Origin of the sequence: Rummeliibacillus sp. G93 (assembly GCF_023515935.1) — a bacterium.
In the GTDB taxonomy this organism is placed as follows: Bacteria; Bacillota; Bacilli; order Bacillales_A; family Planococcaceae; genus Rummeliibacillus; species Rummeliibacillus stabekisii.
Map to the genome: position 1 here is coordinate 2,057,983 of NZ_CP097314.1, position 17,769 is coordinate 2,075,751.

Genomic DNA, 17,769 nt, shown 5'->3' on the forward strand with positions numbered 1-17,769 from the left:
TCTATGAAAAAACGATTAACAAATCAAAGAGGAATTACCCTTGTTGAAATACTTGCATCAATTGTAATTATCGGTTTTCTAGCAATTTTTATAATAAATATACAAGTTAAAAGTACCGAGCAATATAATAAGCAATTTACAACAAATCAACAGCTGAAGGAAATTTCATATGTTTTAAAAACTATTACGAAAGATATAAGAAAGACAAACAACGTTACTCTAACTAACCAAACAAATATTAAAAATGAGCAGAACGAAATCTTATATACTGGAATAAGTGTAAACAATAAACAGTACATATTTGATAAGCAATCAAAATCTATAAAACTAAATGGTTCTATTTATGCAAATAATATAAATGATTTCTCTATTAGCAACACAGGTGACCGATATATAATAATTATTAAAAATTTAAAGGGTAGTCAAGTTACAACTACTGTATACATTAGGAGTGCTAACCAATGAAAAAAATATACAAATACTTAACGCCCCTTAAGAACCAACAAGGCTATACGTTGATCTTGGCGGTCTTTGTAATAGCTTTAATTTCTATTTTAGCAATAAGCTTAATGAGTACAACAGCTTCTACTATGAAACAAGCCGATCATGAAAGAATCGACCAAGCAGCTTACTATATTGCCGAGTCAGGAATTACTCAAACGAAAGTGAATTTGGATAAGATAGTTTATGATGCATATAATTCTATTAAAGACATATATAATCGTCTTTCCCCTGAACAAAAAACAAAATATAAGTTTGAAGAAGAGTTTTATAAATTAGTATTAAAAAATATTTCACCTATACCCAGTACGATTAGTGGGTTTGAAAAAAATTTTAATAAAATACCCCAAGCTAACGTATGGGTAACAAATTCCAAAAGTGATGGCCCATTAATATATACGTTAAATTCAAAAGGTATAATTGGAAATAAAAACCGAACAGTCACACAGGAGTATAAAGTAATATTTGATGCAAATGTTGAAAACATCTCGCAAAATATGTTCAGTAAATATGTTGTGCATGTTTCAAAGAATATTACTATGAGTGGAAATGCAAAAGTTATTGGAGGTGGGGTTGCAACTGAATCTAGTAACTTAAATGATATAGTCATTCCAAAAGATATAAAGATAGATTATGCTACCCCTATAAAAGTAAAACTCCCTGACTTTCCGGATGAAGAATATACTAATTTAGAAAAATTATCATATCAATCAAATCCTTCTATAATCGAATCTGGCAACAATAATAAAGTATTAGCAATGACCACTGATATGAAATTCGACAATATAAACTTGTCGGGAAATGCTTCACTTACTATAGATGTCGGAGATACAAATAAAAAGTTACTTGTTAATAGCCTTGACTATTCCAATGATATTAATATAGTCGGGAAAGGAAAATTAGCCATTTATATTAAAGATAAATTTTCAGTTAATGGAAAGGGCACACTAAATGGAAATACACAAGATAATTCAAAAGTCAAAGTTTTTTATAAAGGTATAGATACATTAGACTTTACAGGGAATTCAACTATATATAGCTCGCTCTATAGTAAAAACTCCAACATAAATATTTCTGGGAATAATGGTATACAAGGGAATATTTATACAGGTGGAAATGATGTATCTATAAGTGGTAATTCAACCCTTGATACTAAACTTTTTTTAGCACCGAATGCAACTTTCCGAACATCTGGAAATACTGATATAAGAGGAGTTATTATTTCTAAGATATTTGAAGCTAGTGGTAATACTACACTTATATATGATCCTAATTATGAGATTGAAGATACATCAGTATCCTATAATGAACCTAAAGAATTAACTACCCTCCTAGGTTCATTAACAGAAAAATAACTTTAAAAGAAAATAAACAAAACAATATCCTTTAACGAATGACTATTAAAAATGAGTTTGGTATTAAAAATAGTAATCCCTTCATGTTAAAGTTTTATTTATACAGTTAATTGGCTGGCAAGTTATTTTACTCATGCTGGCCAGTTTTTGTTAATTCTATCATTATTAAATATTATAGTAATTAATGTACTTCTTAATTTTCTTTTTTTCGCTTATTAAGAGATTAATTCTCCCCCGTAATGCATTTCCTGTTTGAGTGAGTCATTGTTTTTCATCTTTCAATCATTCTAAGAACATATACCAAGGTTACTATCTATTTCTTTTTGTTCATTTATTAATTTCTTCTTTAAAAAACTACACCCCCATTGTTAAACGGATCTAACAATAGAGGTGCAGTTCATTAAAAGAAACCTTTTACTTGTTTATATCTAAAACCCCGCCACCTTATTCCTCCCCTGCTCCTTCGCTCCCTTATACATTGCATGATCAGCGTTGCGGAGTAGGTTTGTAGCATTGTCGGTATCTTCATAAGCTGAAGATACGCCGATGCTTGCGGTGATGTGGACAATCAGGTGCTTGACGTTTTCAAGCAGGTCCGGCACGATTTCAAACGGTTGCATTTCAATTCGCTCGCGTAGCTTTTCAGCTAGTAGCAATGCTTGTTGTTTTGTATAGTTTGGCAAGAGGATGACGAATTCCTCGCCGCCATAGCGTGCAAGTGTACCCTTTTCCCCGACTTCTCGTTTCAAGACTGCGGCTAAACCACGAAGTATTTCGTTACCGCTCTCATGACCATATCGATCGTTTATACCTTTGAAATAGTCGATATCGAGCATAATAAGAGACAGGTTGGAAATGGTGTGTTCCTTCAATTCATTCATCTTGGAATTTAGATAATCTTCAAAATAACGATAATTATATAACCCTGTCAAACCACATCTTTCACTGCTATGTTTTGCTTTTTCTACATACCGAGCCTTTTCTAATGAAACAATAAAGTAGGAGCTAATTAATTCAAGCATTTTCACCTGATAGTCTTGGAAATTATTCTTCTTACGTGATGTTAGCAGTAGTACACCTTCCAATTGATGATTTCGACAAAACGGCAAAACCAGAGCACTTTGCGTATTCGGAAGTAAAAAGGAACCACTATATGGCAACCATTCTTCACGTTTACAAAATACAGTTTTATCTGCACTTTCTATCGTTTCAGATAACAAACTATGGCTTAATTCTTTATGTGTTGCATTCTTTAAGATTTGTTTTCCATTTTCATAAGCTCGTAGTACAGATAATGTACCCGTCTGCTGTCGGCGATCAATCAAATAAAGTCCATCTATAGAAACCATTTTCGGTACGCGTTCAATAAATAAGTCTAGCGTTTCTTCCGAATCCAGTTGATCTGCTAATTGGTGGCCAAAATGAGCCGCTTCTGAAAGTTCTTTATTAACTTTACTCGTAGTGGTATAAAGCTGCAATAGTCGCGTGGCCATATAAAATGGAATACCAAGAAGGATTATTGAAAGTACACCTACATACTGACCAAGCAGATAAAGACTAAGACCCATCGGAAGTGCAAACGCACAAATAAGATAATCCCAAGTATCATCAATTGTAAAGAATCTTATCCGTTGTCCTAATAGTATCCCACTGATTTTGATAAGAGCATGATTTGCTGTGATGTTTACAACAATATAGAGCAAACCATATCCTACAATGTCCACTGTGTTCATGGAATGTATATCTCCACCAAGCCACAAAAAGGCTAATCCGCTGAGAAGTGATACAAGGAAAAACATAATAGAATTCCATGGAATCCGATATAACATATTGCGATTTAATTTCAAATTATATAGTAAAGGAACTAATGAAATCTGAAAAACTACTATTTCAATAAATAATCCAAAACGCAAAAACAAAGCGAGACTTACCCATTGTGTTAAGAAAAAGGGAGTTCCATTAATGAATGCTGGAAACGCCGAGGTTAAAAGGCTTAATGCCGTAAAACCTGCTAACAATGGCCAATTAGTAGCTTCATTCGGCGGATAATATTGATATACCGTATAGATGCTGAGAGGTATGCAAACGATCCATATCATGAAGACCACAAGTTGAAATGCAAACGACTTTTTCACTCCTGCTTTCCTCCCATTCAGCAAATAGATAATGTAAATTATACCACAAGTTAAAATAGTTTCAATTATCAAAAATAGACATTTTTACCCATTTAATAGTTCCTCTCGCCAACTTGCAAGCAAATATAAAGAGCCGGTTATAATGACTATTTCATCATTTTTTTCCTCTATTATATGACGAATATTTTTCTTTGAGACCTCTTTAACATGACTACTAGATAAGTTATATAAGTTTTCAGCAGGCATCGCACGCTCATTATCTACATCAACAAATGTAAAACCATTCCCTACTTCTTCTAAAATACGCAAAACACCTTTTACATCCTTGTCTCTCAACATACCTACAATAAAGTGTATCTTTTGACCTCTGAACTGTTCTTTAACGGTATCTACTAGTGTTCTTGCACTTGCGGGATTATGAGCTCCATCAATGTATAATTTGCTGGAAATTTTCTCAAAGCGGCCTGCAAGTTCCGCATGGCTAATCCCATTTTGAATAGCCTCTGGGTGAACTTGTATATGTAGATGCTGTGCAACTTGGAGGAATGCTGTGATTGCTAGCGCCATATTGCTACGCTGGTGCATTCCTGGCAAGCTACGGTCTAGATTATTAATTCGAAAATTTGGTGCGATATAGGTTTCTGATTTCTCTTCTCCCTCAACAGAGAAATCTTTTCCATATACAAAAAGCGGTGCTTCACATTGCTTGGCTTCTTCTATAAAAACTGCCATTGCATCTTCTGGCAGATCGCCTGTAATTATCGGTCTACCTTGTTTTATAATGCCTGCCTTATGGCCCGCGATACTGGCTAGTGTATCACCTAAAAAGTTTGTATGCTCTAACGCAATGCTAGGCACAACTGAAACGATGGGCATCACAACATTTGTGCTGTCATAACGTCCACCCATTCCGCATTCAATTAACACAATATCCGCTTGAAAACGCTGGAATGCTAGAAAAGCTGCAACTGTTAGTAATTCAAAATCAGTACATTTTCCGTCTAAATCTGCATCTCTCATGATACTAAAAATGGCAGCTAATTCATCAGGCGCAATTGGCTCCCCGTTTAATTTGATTTGGTCATGTACGTCCTTCATGCATGGTGACATGAAAGAGGCTGTTTTTAAGTCATGGCTTTGAGCTATTCGCTCAATCATTGTAAGCGTAGACCCCTTGCCGTTAGTGCCTGCTAAATGGATAATCGGCAAGTTTTTTTCCGGGTGTCCTACTAACTCTAGTGCTTCTTGAATTGCAGTTAATCCCGGTTTGATTTCTGAATCGCTCGATATATGGAAACGTTCCTTATAATAGTCTAATTTAGGTATCAAGGTAAAAACTCCATTCTATGTATTCTACATTTTTCATGCTACACTTTAAAATATATTATAGCACTTGTGTGAGAGGGTTTTGATGATGAAAACATGCTGGATTATATATAATGGTAGCTTAATAAATGATAAGTTTTTAGATCAAGCAAGGTTGATGGCGGAAGCGGCGGAAGCTCTTGATGTGAGACCCATGATTTTTAAAAACTATGAGATTATGATGAAGCTTGACGAGGAACTAGAGAAAAAGCCTGACTTTGTGATTTTCTTAGATAAAGATATTTTATTAGCCACTTACCTAAAAAATAAAGGAATTCCTATATTCAATGACCCAGAAGTAATTGAAACATGCGATAACAAAGCAAAACAATACATACAGCTTGCTAGTAAAGGAATACCAATGCCAACAACTATCATTGCACCAAAGGTGTATCCTAAATTCACCATAAGAGATAGCGGTTATTTTGAAAATGTTCTTAAAACGTTGGGCTTACCTATGATTATAAAAGAAGGCCACGGCTCATTCGGCATGAAAGTGTATCTTATTTCAACCGAAAAGGACTTCTATGAAAAAGTAGATGAATTGAGAGGCGTTGATTTTGTCTTTCAAGAGTTTATTTCCTCTAGCCGTGGCAGAGATATTCGCGTCAATATAATCGGCGATGAGGTAGCAGCTGCTATGTATCGCCATTCGGAAACAGATTTCAGGGCGAATATCACAAACGGTGGCGTTGCAGAAAAAATTGCATTAACAAAGGAGCAAAAAGATATTGCGCTCCGTGCGGCAAAAGCAGTTGGCGCCGAATTTGCAGGTGTTGACCTTCTATTTGGACCCAACGAAGTGCCACTCGTATGTGAAGTGAACGCTGCAGCGCATATTCGCAACTTATATGAAGTGACTGGCATCAATGTCGGTGTGCCATTTATTCAATATATTTTGAAGATAATTGGGTGATCATATGAAAGCATATATCTTATATGAGGAGCAGGATGCCTTCAATAATAGATTTTTTATTGAAGAAATGATAGAAGCTGCTAAGAGAAAAGATCTGGATTTAAAGTTAATCTTTGTGGATGATTTAGATATCGACAGTTTTCTAGCTCGCTTGGATAATCCTCTATTTGTATGGAACCGCACACGCTCAGCATCTATTGCATCTAAGATACAATCAGCAGGAATTAGAATTGTAAATAAACCATTTGTGAATGACCTGGCAAATAATAAAAGAAAAACAATAGAGTTTGCTAATTCCCTCGGTATTCCTACTGTTCCAATATTAGACGAAGTGCGGGACTTCCCTGTTGTCATCAAAACAGTAGATGGGCATGGCGGCGATGAAGTTGCACTATGCCAGAACGCTGAACAACTTTCGCATTATGAAAAGAAATGGCATGATAGACCAACACTATTACAACCTTATATCGAAACATATGCCACAGACCTTCGAGCATGGATTGTTGGTGATCAAATCATTGGCTGCGTCAAACGCGTTGGCAATGATGATTTCCGTTCGAATTACACACGTGGCGGATCAATTGAAAAATATTCTTTATCAGAGACTCAAACGCAACAAATTTTGCTTCTGCAAAAAGCTCTGCAAAGTGACTATATCGGCATTGACTTCTTACTTCTTCCGAACGGTGATTGGATGTTAAATGAAATCGAGGATCCTGTCGGCGCAAGATCTTTTTATAAATTATTTAACGATGATTTAGCAGAGATTTTGTTGAATTATTTGGTTGCCAGTATATAAAAATTTTTGAGCTGCAATACTTTCTATTCACAAAAAAAGCCGCCCCTATCCAAAAGGGCGGCTTTTTCTTTACATATTCTTTAATTCAGCAATACGTTTTTCTACTGTATTAAATTTCTCTAGGTAGTCTGCTTCTTTTTCACGCTCTGCAGCAACTACATCTTCTGGGGCTTTGGATACAAAGCGTTCATTGTTTAGTTTACCTTGAACACGTTTGACTTCTTGTTCCCATTTTTTCAATTCGTTTGTAAGTCGTTCGATTTCTGCTTTCACATCGATTAGACCTTCAAGCGGTAAGAAAATTTCAGCGCCTGACACGACAGCTGACATGGTTTTCATGTCGACTTGTAGATTTTCACCTAGTGAAAGTGTTTCTGGATTACAGAACTTTTCAATATATGCTTTGTTTTCTTCTAGGACAGCCAGTGTTTGGGCATCTTTTGCAGAAATATACATCGGTACTTTTTTGCTCATTGGTGTATTCACTTCTGCTCTGATGTTACGAACAGCACGAATAATGTCCATCAACAATTTCATATCCTGAGATTGTTTAGCAAAGTGAAGATCATCCTTTACTGCAGGCCAAGAAGCAACAGTAATAGACTCGCCTTCATGCGGTAGATTTTGCCAAATTTCTTCGGTGATGAAAGGCATGAAAGGATGAAGCAAACGCATTGTATTGTCGAGAACATAAGCTAGAACTGAACGTGTCATTTTCTTCGCGGCTTCATCTTCACCATAAAGCGGTAATTTAGCCATCTCAATATACCAGTCACAGAAATCATCCCAGATAAAGCTGTGTAAATGGCGGCCAACTTCACCGAATTCGTATTTATCAGCAAGTCTTGTTACTTCTTCGATGGTTTCATTTAATCGTGTCAAAATCCATTTATCCGCAACTGATTTTTCACCAGTTAGGTCGATCTCTTCATATGTCATGCCATCCATGTTCATCAAAGCAAAACGTGAGGCATTCCAAATTTTATTGGAGAAGTTCCAAACAGCTTCAACTTTTTCAGTTGTATAACGAAGATCTTGGCCAGGTGATGATCCTGTTGCTAGGAAATAACGAAGTGAGTCAGCACCATATTGACTGATTACATCCATTGGATCAACCCCGTTACCTAGTGATTTGGACATTTTACGTCCTTCCCCATCGCGTACTAAACCATGGATTAAAACGTCTTTGAATGGACGCTCACCTGTAAACTCAAGCCCTTGGAAGATCATGCGTGATACCCAGAAGAAGATGATGTCATAGCCTGTAACTAATGCGCTTGTTGGATAATAGCGTTTAAAATCTTCACTATTTACATCTGGCCAGCCCATTGTGGAGAAAGGCCATAAAGCAGATGAGAACCATGTATCAAGGACATCCTCATCACGCGTCCAATTTTCTTCATCTGCAGGAGCAGTTTTACCTACGTACACTTCGCCTGTTTCTTTGTGGTACCAAGCCGGAATTTGATGGCCCCACCATAGTTGGCGTGAAATACACCAATCGTGGACATTTTCCATCCAGCGTGTGTAGGTGTTTTCAAAACGATTTGGTACAAAGTTTACTTTTTCGTTTTCTTTTTCCTGTAATTCTAGCGCTTCTTTTGCAAGAGGTGCCATTTTTACAAACCATTGTTTTGAAAGATAAGGCTCTACTACTACTCCTGTACGTTCAGAATGGCCAACAGAATGCATATGGTCAACAATCTTGATAAGGACGCCTTGCTCTTGTAAGTCTTTCACGAGCTGCTTGCGGCATTGGAAGCGGTCCATACCTTGGTATTTGCCAGCCAATTCATTCATCGTACCATCTTCATTCATTACTTTAATGCGTTCTAAATTGTGACGGTTGCCGACTTCGAAATCATTCGGATCATGTGCTGGCGTCATTTTAACAACGCCTGTACCGAATTCCATATCAACATAATCATCTGCTACAATCGGAAGTTCACGGCCGACAATCGGAAGAATAGCTGTTTTGCCAACTAAGTGTGCATAACGTTCATCGTTCGGATTAACAGCAATACCAGAGTCACCTAGCATAGTTTCAGGACGTGTTGTCGCAATCTCAAGTTTACCTGAGCCATCTGCTAGTGGGTATTCCATATGATAGAAAGCACCTTGAACATCCTTGTAAATTACTTCGATATCTGACAATGCTGTTTTTGCTTGTGGATCCCAGTTTATGATTCGTTCACCACGGTAGATTAAATCTTTTTCATATAATTTAACGAATACTTCTTTTACTGCTTCTGAAAGACCTTCATCCAATGTAAAACGTTCGCGTGAATAGTCTAGAGATAAACCTAGTTTTGACCATTGTTCACGAATTGTGCCAGCATATTCTTCTTTCCATTCCCATGTTTTTTCAAGGAATTTTTCACGTCCTAAATCATAGCGAGAGATATTTTGTTCTCTTAGCTTCGCTTCCACCTTTGCTTGTGTAGCGATACCTGCATGGTCCATTCCAGGTAGCCAAAGCGCATCATACCCTTGCATACGTTTCATACGAATTAAAATATCTTGCAATGTTGTATCCCATGCATGGCCTAGATGCAATTTCCCTGTTACGTTTGGGGGCGGAATAACAATTGAGTAAGGTTTTTTCTCGCTGTCAGGCTGCGCTTTAAAATAATCGCCTTTCAACCACCATTCATAGCGGCCTTTTTCAATCGTCTGTGGTTCATATTTAGTCGACATGGATGTGTTTTGTTCTTCCATTAGATCTCCTCCTTAAATGCTCGTTATACAAAAAAATCCTTCACCCTATAAAAGGGCGAAGGAATATTCGCGGTACCACCTTAATTTCAGCATAAAAAAACTGACTCTTCATTGTATAACGGCTCTTCACCGGTTTTTGCTACTTCAATGTTCACAAAAACTGCTCCAGGGCTACATTCAAACGTCTACTTGAGGAACTTTCACCAACCGTTCCCTCTCTAACAAGTAGGAGCGTTCTACTCCTCCCCTTCAAAGCATATATATATAGCTGTATACATTGTAGCGAATAGTCCCTAATTTTTCAAGTTTTTTCGCAAAGCTACTTTTCTCTAAATGACCTACAAAAACCCATCCCTAGCTACATAAAATACTAGGAATGGGTTTTTCATTAAAATAGAAAGGAGCTTCTACATGAGAAGACGATATAATCCATACTTGCTGCCGCCTTGGTTGCGGAAAACACGTTTCTATTGTAAAGGGATTATTATCCCATTCACATGCTTTCAATTCGTACGAATCATTATTTTTCCGACAACCTGGGATATTATCATCCTACTGCTCTTTATAGGTCTTTGGTACTTACTACATTCTGACATTATTTAATGGTATTTCCTCAACCGAATAATGTTCCTCTAAATCCCACAGTATTTGACTTAAGATAGATTCATCTTGATCTACTACAATTGGCTTTTCTAGAAGGTCCATTGGCGATTCATTCGTTGTAAGTTGTACAACTTTTTCCGTCTCCGCTAATTGGACCTCTTCATTTTGAACTACTTCTGACTGTGCTTCCACTCTTGGGGTTTCAACCACTTCTTTTTCTTCAACATTTTTATATTCGCAATCTACCTGACAACTAATCACGCAAATTCCATTATCGGACACTTTTGTTTGAAGATTTTTTGTGTTTAGGACAACGGTTGATTGGTCAATCTTATCATTTGGCAAGCTTACATTTAGAGGAATAGCATACTCAAAATAGCCTTCATTACCTTCAACATCCACTTCATCTACAAGCGTACTCTCGTTTTCTAATTGCTGCATTACCTCTTGAGTGTCATCGAATTCCACATTAGCGGCAATGTGATAAATACCAGTAAGTGATACGGATAATTCATCCTCTTGCTGTTCCCAACGGGGTGTAATTTTCACTTTGTTTAAGCTAGTTGGTTTACCATATATTTCAGGAAAAACGAATGATTCATTTATTTCCCAGGTAATCTTTTTCATATTTACATTCCCTCCTCTATCTTTATCTATATGTATACTAATGAGTTTATAGAACCAGCTAGTTATCTAATTAATATATTAAAATAGAATTAAGAAATAAAAAAACAGCAGAGCATATACGCTCTGCTGAATGTCTTAACGTGCTAATTGTTTAAATACTTTTTGGAAGGCTTTCACTGTTTGTGCAATATGTTCTTCCGTATGCGCCGTTGAAAGGAAAACACCCTCAAATTGGGATGGCGGTAAGAAAATCCCTTCTTCTGTCATTAGCGTATAGTACTCTGCAAATAATTGCAGATCAGATGTTTTAGCAGTTTCAAAATCAATAACATTTTCATTTGTTAGGAAGTAACCAATCATAGACCCTGCACGATTTACTGTGTGCGGGATATTGTATGTTTCAGCTGCCTCACGGAAGCCTGCTTCTAATTGGTCACCTAACTTTTTGAAGTAGTCATACGACTCTGGCGTTAAATGATTCAACGTTTCAAGGCCAGCTGTCATAGCAAGCGGATTGCCTGATAATGTTCCTGCTTGATAAATTGGTCCTGCTGGTGCAATGTGTTCCATGATTTCACGAGAACCACCGAAAGCTCCAACCGGCAGACCACCACCAATTACTTTCCCAAGACAAGTCAAATCTGGTGTAACCCCAAGATATCCTTGAGCACTGTTGAATCCAACACGGAAACCTGTCATAACTTCATCAAAAATTAATAGTGAACCTGCTTTTGTAGAGATATCTCGCAATCCTTCTAAAAAGCCTGGAAGCGGTGGCACACAGCCCATATTTCCCGCTACAGGTTCAACAATAATCGCTGCGATATCTTCTCCATACATCTCAAAGACCTGTTTTACAGACTCTAAATCATTGTAAGGAACTGTTATCGTATTTTGAGCAATACTTAACGGCACCCCAGGGCTATCCGGCAAACCAAGTGTTGCCACACCTGAGCCTGCTTTAATAAGTAATGAGTCGCCATGGCCATGATAAGAGCCTTCAAATTTCAAAATCTTGTCGCGACCTGTATAACCACGCGCTACACGTATAGCACTCATTGTCGCTTCTGTACCCGAAGAAACCATACGAATCATTTCAATAGATGGTACACGTTTGATTACTTCTTTAGCCAATTCATTTTCAATCACAGTAGAAGCACCAAAGCTTGTACCTGATTCAGCTACACGTTGAATCGCAGCTACCACATCAGGATGTGTATGACCTAAGATAAGAGGACCCCATGACAATACGTAGTCGATATAATCATTGCCATCTACGTCTGTAATGATTGCACCTTTCCCTTTTTCCATTACGATCGGATCCATATTTACCGCATTAAATGCACGAACAGGGCTATTGACGCCACCCGGCATTAAGTGAATTGCTTCCTGAAAAGCTGCTTTTGATTTTTCATGTGAACGTGTCATTATTTCTCCTCCATCCAACGAACTGCATCTTTTGCATGATAAGTAATGATTAAATCAGCGCCTGCACGTTTCATGCCAAGTAATGTTTCTAATACGACTTGTTTTTCATCGATCCAGCCATTAATTGCAGCTGCTTTGACCATCGCATATTCACCACTTACATTGTAGGCAACAACAGGTAAATCAAAGTTATTGCGAACATCTCGCATAATATCCAAATAAGACAAGGCTGGTTTTACAATTAAGAAGTCCGCTCCCTCTTCTACATCAGATTCAGCTTCACGCATTGCTTCCATACGGTTTGATGGATCCATTTGATACGTTTTGCGGTCGCCGAATTGTGGTGCACCATCTGCTGCGTCACGGAATGGACCGTAATAAGCAGATGCATATTTTACTGCGTAAGACATAATCGGAACATCTTCATAACCCGCTTCATCTAATCCTTTACGAATAGCAGCTACAAACCCGTCCATCATATTAGAAGGTGCGATAATATCTGCTCCCGCTTCTGCTTGTGAAACCGCTGTTTTAGCCAATAAATCTAATGATGGATCATTTAAGATTTTTTCATCTTCTGATACAACGCCACAATGGCCGTGAGAAGTAAATTCACATAGACAAGTATCAGCAACTACCACAACTTCAGGGTAATTTTTCTTAATAAAACGAGTAGCTTCTTGGACGATGCCATGATCATGATAAGCTTGTGACCCTACTTCATCTTTTTCTGCTGGAAGTCCAAAAAGAATAACAGATGGAATACCAAGAGAAACAACTTCATCCATTTCTTCTCCTAAACGATCAAGTGAGAATTGAAATACACCTGGCATTGATGACACTTCATTTTTAATATTTTCGCCATCGATAACAAAGATTGGATAAATAAAGTCTTCTTTGTGTAAGTAAGTTTCTTTTACCATCGCACGCATCGCACTAGATTGGCGTAAACGTCTATGTCTTTTGTAATGTAAATCTGTCATGATGATCGTCCTTTCTTTTTAGCCAATTCTTCTATAATGGCCAACATCGTATATTTTTCTGGTTTAACATCTACCATTGCTCCGGCATTTAAGAGAGCCTGCTCAGTAACATGTCCAATAGCTGCGATTTGATAACCTCTCCAGCTTGTTTGCGGTACGACATATTTATTAAATACATCCACAGCAGAAGGACTCGCAAATATAATTGTTGCGTCCTTTGATTTTTGGATTAATGTCGTTAATTCACTGATATGCTCTGTATTTTGAATGGTTTCATAAACCGTCCATTCATCGACTGGAAACGGCAGCCCTTTCTTTATAGTAGCCTTTGCTAAACTACCTTTCAAGAATAGACAACTTTCAACCTTCCCAGCCACTTTAGGAAATTCGACAACAAATTTATCCGCACTGTATGTAGACGGCATAAAATCAATCTGAAAACCTATTTTTTCTAATGCACTTGCAGTTTTCTCACCCACTGCAGCAATCTTGGCTCTGCTTTTTTCTATGCTTAATGAAGCGCGGGCAAGCTTTTGTGAAAATGCTTCTACAGCATTTTGACTAGTAAAGATTAGCCATTCGCTGTTTAAGGCTTTCGCTAATTTTTCACCATCATTTGAAGAAGTGGCTTCTTGTACAGCAATGAGCGGCAAATGATATACATTGCCGCCCCTTTCTAAAATATGTGAAGATACTGAATGTGTCATCTTCGTGCCAGTCAGGACAATATTATGTCCACTCAATGGCAGATTAGTTGGCATTTTGCTCAGCCTTTACTTTTTGAATTAACTCATATGCGCCTTGGCTTGTTAGTTTTTCTGCCACTTCTTCTCCTGCAGCTTTTGCATCTTTTGAAGCAACTGATTCTTTATAAAAAACAGAGGCATCAGGAGCAGCTACTAGGCCTTTGAAATTCACGCCATCATTTTCAAAACGTGCAAAGCCAGCAATTGGTACTTGGCAGCCGCCATCCATTGCAGCAAGGAACGCCCGCTCTGCATGAGCTTCTTCCCACGTTGCTTTGTCTGTTAATTTCGCCAGCTCAGATAGTAGCTCTTCGTCATCAGCTCGACACTCAATTCCAAGCGAACCTTGCCCTACTGCTGGCAGACATACTTCAGTTGATAGGTATTCTGTAACAACCTCATCACTCCAGCCTAAACGTTTCAACCCTGCAGCTGCTAGGATAATCGCATCGTACTCATCGTTTTCTAGTTTTGCTAAACGAGTATCTACATTACCGCGAATCCATTTGATCTCCAAATCTGGACGTGCAAGCAACAATTGTGCGCTTCTGCGCAAACTGCTCGTACCTACAACTGCTCCTTTTGGTAAATCTGCAAATTTCACATGATTTTTGCTAATGAAGGCATCGCGTGGATCCTCACGTTTCGGAATGCAGCCAATAACTAGCCCCTCTGGAAGTACTGCAGGCATATCTTTCATGCTGTGGACAGCAAAGTCGATTTCTTTGTCAAATAAAGCTTGCTCAATTTCTTTTACAAATAAGCCTTTGCCGCCTACTTTAGACAATTGAACATCAACAATTTTATCGCCTTTTGTCACAATTTCTTTCACTTCAAATTCAAACGGCGCCCCAGCTTTCTTCAATTGGTCAATAAACCAATTTGTTTGAGTTAATGCTAGTTTGCTTCGTCTTGATCCAACAGTAATTTTACGCACGTACATCCAACCTTTCTATTAATACCAAAAATGAAAACTTGACAAACGGCTTCCCAAAAAGAAATTTACAATGATAACAAGGAAGGCATACACATTTGTCCAAGCATACATCGTCGTATGAAGCTTTCCTTTTCGATAGCCATATAATATAAAACAATAGATTAATAGAGAGAGAAAAGACCCTATAATCTTTGTATCTAAAACAGTGAAATGCTCTAACGATGAATAACCCCATTGAAGCCCGAGAATTAAACTAATCAGCAAAATAGGTATACCCACCAATATAGCCCACGTCATGCCTTTTTGTGCTTGATCTAATGATGGTAAACGCGTCCATTGCTTTGTCCACTTTTTCTTCTTCAATACATTGTAAAGAATGAGATACAATGTTGAAAAAACAAAGGACAGCGAAAAGGCTACATAGGATAAGATGGCAAATGTGACATGGAAAAAGAGCAATTCAGAAATAAGTGACTTGCCGACTGGCGAAAGTGCCAACTGATTTGGTGCAAATGTGTGGATAGTCATAAATATAAAACCAATCACATTTAAAAAGAAGACAGGCAAATCTACTCGGTATAAACAATGTAAAAAAATCGAAATAGTAATTAAAAGCCACGCGTAAAAGTAAATTCCTTCAAATAGCGAAAGTATTGGGAATCGATGCGTCTGTATAATATAAAGTCCTAAAAATGCTGATTGAAGTACCCATACTACAGAAATTAACCAAAACGCAATGCGATGGGCTTTCGGGTCTTTATTTAAATAATCGATAAAATAAAAGACAAGACTGATCGCATATAAGACGACCATTGCTTCATGCAGCCTTGTCATCGTCAAATCAGCCATAATATGCTCCTTTGCGACATAAATCTTAAAAAAAGCGTTTCCGCACCTATAGTTTACCACATAGACACGAAAACGCTCTTCTTAAAGTTTCTTAATATGACCATTTTGCATCAGATGCTTGTGCTTCTAATACTGTTTTATCCATTCGCTCTTTTTGTTGAAGCTGTTGTTTTTTCACTTCATCTTGTACATCCTCTTCAATACCAAAAATACGTTGGAACAGCGCTAACTGTTCTTTTGATTTTTGTGAACCGGCCATTTCTTTCGCTTGTAGAATCGGATCTTTGAGCAATTGATTAATAATAGATTTTGTATGTTTATTTAATACTTTTTTCTCACGGTCTGTTAAATCTGGCATTTTATTTTCGATGCTTTGCATTGTTTCAGATTGAATGCGAGCAGCTTTTTGACGAAGGGCTGCAATAACAGGCACAACGCCTAGAGTTGTCATCCAATCTTTAAAATCATTTACTTCTGTATCAATCATGGAAACAATTTGGCTTGCTGCGCGTTCTCTTTCTGCGAGGTTTGCCTCAACAATGCCATGCAAATCATCAATATCATACAAGAATACATTTGGAATATCACCAATGCGCGGATCTAAATCACGAGGCACAGCAATATCAACCATGAATAAAGGTTTGCCTTTGCGAAGTTTTTCAACAAATTGCATTAATTCATGATCAATAACATATTCTGTTGCACCTGTCGAGCTAATTAGAATATCTGCCTCTAGTAATACACATTGTAGTTCTTGCATGGATTTAGCTGTACCATGGAATTTTTCTGCAAGGGTTTCTGCTTTAGAGAACGTACGATTTATAACAGTTACTTTCCCAACGCCGCTGCCATAAAGGTTTTCGACTGCAAGCTCACCCATTTTGCCGGCACCAAGTATAGCTACATGTTTATTCTCTAGAGAACCAAATATTTTTTTTGCCAGTTCTACTGCAGCATACGATACAGACACAGCATTTTCACCGATGGCTGTTTCGCCATGCGCACGTTTCGCAAATGTAACCGCTTGTTTAAATAATCTATTATAAACAGTGCCTGTCACACCAAGTTCTTGCGCTTGTAAAAAGCTTGTCTTTACCTGTCCAAGTATTTGCGTCTCACCTAAAACCATTGAATCTATACCTGAAGTAACTTTGAATAAGTGCATCATTGCTTCATCTTCTTCACGGATATATAAATGACTTTCGAATGACTCAACAGGAACTTTAAACCATGTAGAAAGAAATTGTTTGACGTAATAACGGCCAGTATGCAGCTGGTCTACTACTGCATAAATCTCTGTACGGTTACATGTAGAAACAATCACGTTTTCTAATATGCTTTTTTGGCTTTGTAATGCTCTCATCGCTTCTGGTATTTCATTTTCAGTAAAAGAAAATTTTTCCCGAATTTCGACGGGCGCTGTTTTATAATTCAAGCCTACTACGATGGTATGCATGAATCTCTACACCTCACACGTTCATTTTCACGATGTCTATTATATCATAAATCGTCATCATTCTTGTTTATAAATTGTGAACACCCTATGACGTATTGACATCTTGTTGTTTAGAATTATTATAATTTATATTTTAGCAAATTATACTTCGAAGTACAATTAACCTGTTTTATAACGTAATTTTCAGTTTTTTAATACCTTTGCACTTTGTAAAACCTGCTACTACTTATAATCCCCATAATTCATTAATTCAAACAAACGGAACTAAACAAAAAAATTTGCTCCTGTAGATTCTACAAGAGCAAATTTCGATTACATAGACAACACTGCATATTTGCAGCGTTTTATGTA

At 37.4% G+C, this 17,769-nt stretch carries 14 protein-coding genes and 1 other annotated feature; of the genes, 4 read left to right on the forward strand and 10 right to left on the reverse strand.

Annotated features, from left to right (window positions below):
• Positions 1 to 3: 3 nt before the first annotated feature.
• Both M2M59_RS10305 and M2M59_RS10310 read left to right on the forward strand, forming a co-directional pair.
• Positions 4 to 465 (forward strand): type II secretion system protein, encoded by a 462-nt coding sequence (locus M2M59_RS10305; protein ID WP_249774522.1) that lies wholly within the window; start codon positions 4 to 6, stop codon positions 463 to 465.
• On the forward strand, positions 462 to 1,856 hold the full coding sequence (locus M2M59_RS10310; RefSeq protein WP_249774523.1) for a pilus assembly PilX N-terminal domain-containing protein: 1,395 nt from the start codon (positions 462 to 464) through the stop codon (positions 1,854 to 1,856). Before M2M59_RS10305 ends, M2M59_RS10310 begins: the two co-directional genes overlap by 4 nt.
• Before the next feature lie 428 nt (positions 1,857 to 2,284).
• On the opposite strand, the gene M2M59_RS10315 is transcribed toward M2M59_RS10310, so the two are convergent.
• Complete coding sequence (locus tag M2M59_RS10315) at positions 2,285 to 3,991, reverse strand: sensor domain-containing diguanylate cyclase (protein WP_249774524.1); 1,707 nt, start codon at positions 3,989 to 3,991, stop codon at positions 2,285 to 2,287.
• A gap of 84 nt (positions 3,992 to 4,075) precedes the next feature.
• Positions 4,076 to 5,320, reverse strand: a complete 1,245-nt coding sequence (locus M2M59_RS10320) for a bifunctional folylpolyglutamate synthase/dihydrofolate synthase (RefSeq protein ID WP_249774525.1) — start codon at positions 5,318 to 5,320, stop codon at positions 4,076 to 4,078.
• Positions 5,321 to 5,405: 85 nt separating this feature from the next.
• On the opposite strand from M2M59_RS10320, the gene M2M59_RS10325 reads away from it, so the two are divergent.
• Positions 5,406 to 6,272 (forward strand): ATP-grasp domain-containing protein, encoded by an 867-nt coding sequence (locus M2M59_RS10325; RefSeq protein WP_249776005.1) that lies wholly within the window; start codon positions 5,406 to 5,408, stop codon positions 6,270 to 6,272.
• Positions 6,273 to 6,276: 4 nt separating this feature from the next.
• Positions 6,277 to 7,071: an ATP-grasp domain-containing protein gene (locus M2M59_RS10330; RefSeq protein WP_249774526.1), complete on the forward strand. Its 795-nt coding sequence runs from the start codon at positions 6,277 to 6,279 to the stop codon at positions 7,069 to 7,071.
• Positions 7,072 to 7,140: 69 nt separating this feature from the next.
• Here M2M59_RS10330 and M2M59_RS10335 read toward each other — a convergent pair whose 3' ends face one another.
• The 8 genes from M2M59_RS10335 to hemA all read right to left on the reverse strand — a co-directional run bounded on the left by M2M59_RS10335 (position 7,141) and on the right by hemA (position 17,418).
• Positions 7,141 to 9,789: a valine--tRNA ligase gene (locus M2M59_RS10335; RefSeq protein ID WP_249774527.1), complete on the reverse strand. Its 2,649-nt coding sequence runs from the start codon at positions 9,787 to 9,789 to the stop codon at positions 7,141 to 7,143.
• 48 nt (positions 9,790 to 9,837) lie between these two features.
• Positions 9,838 to 10,051, reverse strand: a binding site (T-box leader).
• A gap of 320 nt (positions 10,052 to 10,371) precedes the next feature.
• Positions 10,372 to 11,019 carry a hypothetical protein gene (locus tag M2M59_RS10345; protein ID WP_249774528.1) on the reverse strand — a complete coding sequence of 216 codons (648 nt, stop codon included), beginning with the start codon at positions 11,017 to 11,019 and terminating at the stop codon, positions 10,372 to 10,374.
• A 135-nt stretch (positions 11,020 to 11,154) separates the two neighbouring features.
• Positions 11,155 to 12,447: a glutamate-1-semialdehyde 2,1-aminomutase gene (gene hemL, locus M2M59_RS10350; RefSeq protein WP_147195852.1), complete on the reverse strand. Its 1,293-nt coding sequence runs from the start codon at positions 12,445 to 12,447 to the stop codon at positions 11,155 to 11,157.
• Positions 12,447 to 13,430, reverse strand: a complete 984-nt coding sequence (hemB, locus tag M2M59_RS10355; RefSeq protein ID WP_249774529.1) for a porphobilinogen synthase — start codon at positions 13,428 to 13,430, stop codon at positions 12,447 to 12,449. The genes hemL and hemB overlap by 1 nt, the downstream gene beginning before the upstream one ends.
• Positions 13,427 to 14,191, reverse strand: a complete 765-nt coding sequence (locus M2M59_RS10360; protein WP_249774530.1) for a uroporphyrinogen-III synthase — start codon at positions 14,189 to 14,191, stop codon at positions 13,427 to 13,429. The genes hemB and M2M59_RS10360 overlap by 4 nt, the downstream gene beginning before the upstream one ends.
• Entirely contained in the window at positions 14,181 to 15,113 is a 933-nt protein-coding gene (hemC, locus tag M2M59_RS10365; RefSeq protein ID WP_147195858.1) for a hydroxymethylbilane synthase, read from the reverse strand. Before hemC ends, M2M59_RS10360 begins: the two co-directional genes overlap by 11 nt.
• Before the next feature lie 18 nt (positions 15,114 to 15,131).
• The gene (ccsA, locus tag M2M59_RS10370; RefSeq protein ID WP_066788609.1) at positions 15,132 to 15,962 is read right to left on the reverse strand and encodes a cytochrome c biogenesis protein CcsA; all 831 of its coding nucleotides are present in this window, start codon (positions 15,960 to 15,962) and stop codon (positions 15,132 to 15,134) included.
• A gap of 91 nt (positions 15,963 to 16,053) precedes the next feature.
• Positions 16,054 to 17,418, reverse strand: coding sequence for a glutamyl-tRNA reductase (gene hemA / locus M2M59_RS10375; RefSeq protein WP_249774531.1), 1,365 nt, complete (start codon positions 17,416 to 17,418; stop codon positions 16,054 to 16,056).
• Positions 17,419 to 17,769: the final 351 nt, after the last annotated feature.

Bases quoted from the DNA above. Each gene is read 5' to 3' on its own strand.
- M2M59_RS10305 (WP_249774522.1), top strand. From the start codon at position 4: ATGAAAAAACGATTAACAAATCAAAGAGGAATTACCCTTGTTGAAATA.
- M2M59_RS10310 (WP_249774523.1), top strand. From the start codon at position 462: ATGAAAAAAATATACAAATACTTAACGCCCCTTAAGAACCAACAAGGC.
- M2M59_RS10325 (WP_249776005.1), top strand. From the start codon at position 5,406: ATGAAAACATGCTGGATTATATATAATGGTAGCTTAATAAATGATAAG.
- M2M59_RS10330 (WP_249774526.1), top strand. From the start codon at position 6,277: ATGAAAGCATATATCTTATATGAGGAGCAGGATGCCTTCAATAATAGA.
- M2M59_RS10335 (WP_249774527.1), bottom strand. From the start codon at position 9,789: ATGGAAGAACAAAACACATCCATGTCGACTAAATATGAACCACAGACG.
- M2M59_RS10345 (WP_249774528.1), bottom strand. From the start codon at position 11,019: ATGAAAAAGATTACCTGGGAAATAAATGAATCATTCGTTTTTCCTGAA.
- hemL (WP_147195852.1), bottom strand. From the start codon at position 12,447: ATGACACGTTCACATGAAAAATCAAAAGCAGCTTTTCAGGAAGCAATT.
- hemB (WP_249774529.1), bottom strand. From the start codon at position 13,430: ATGACAGATTTACATTACAAAAGACATAGACGTTTACGCCAATCTAGT.
- M2M59_RS10360 (WP_249774530.1), bottom strand. From the start codon at position 14,191: ATGCCAACTAATCTGCCATTGAGTGGACATAATATTGTCCTGACTGGC.
- ccsA (WP_066788609.1), bottom strand. From the start codon at position 15,962: ATGGCTGATTTGACGATGACAAGGCTGCATGAAGCAATGGTCGTCTTA.
- hemA (WP_249774531.1), bottom strand. From the start codon at position 17,418: ATGCATACCATCGTAGTAGGCTTGAATTATAAAACAGCGCCCGTCGAA.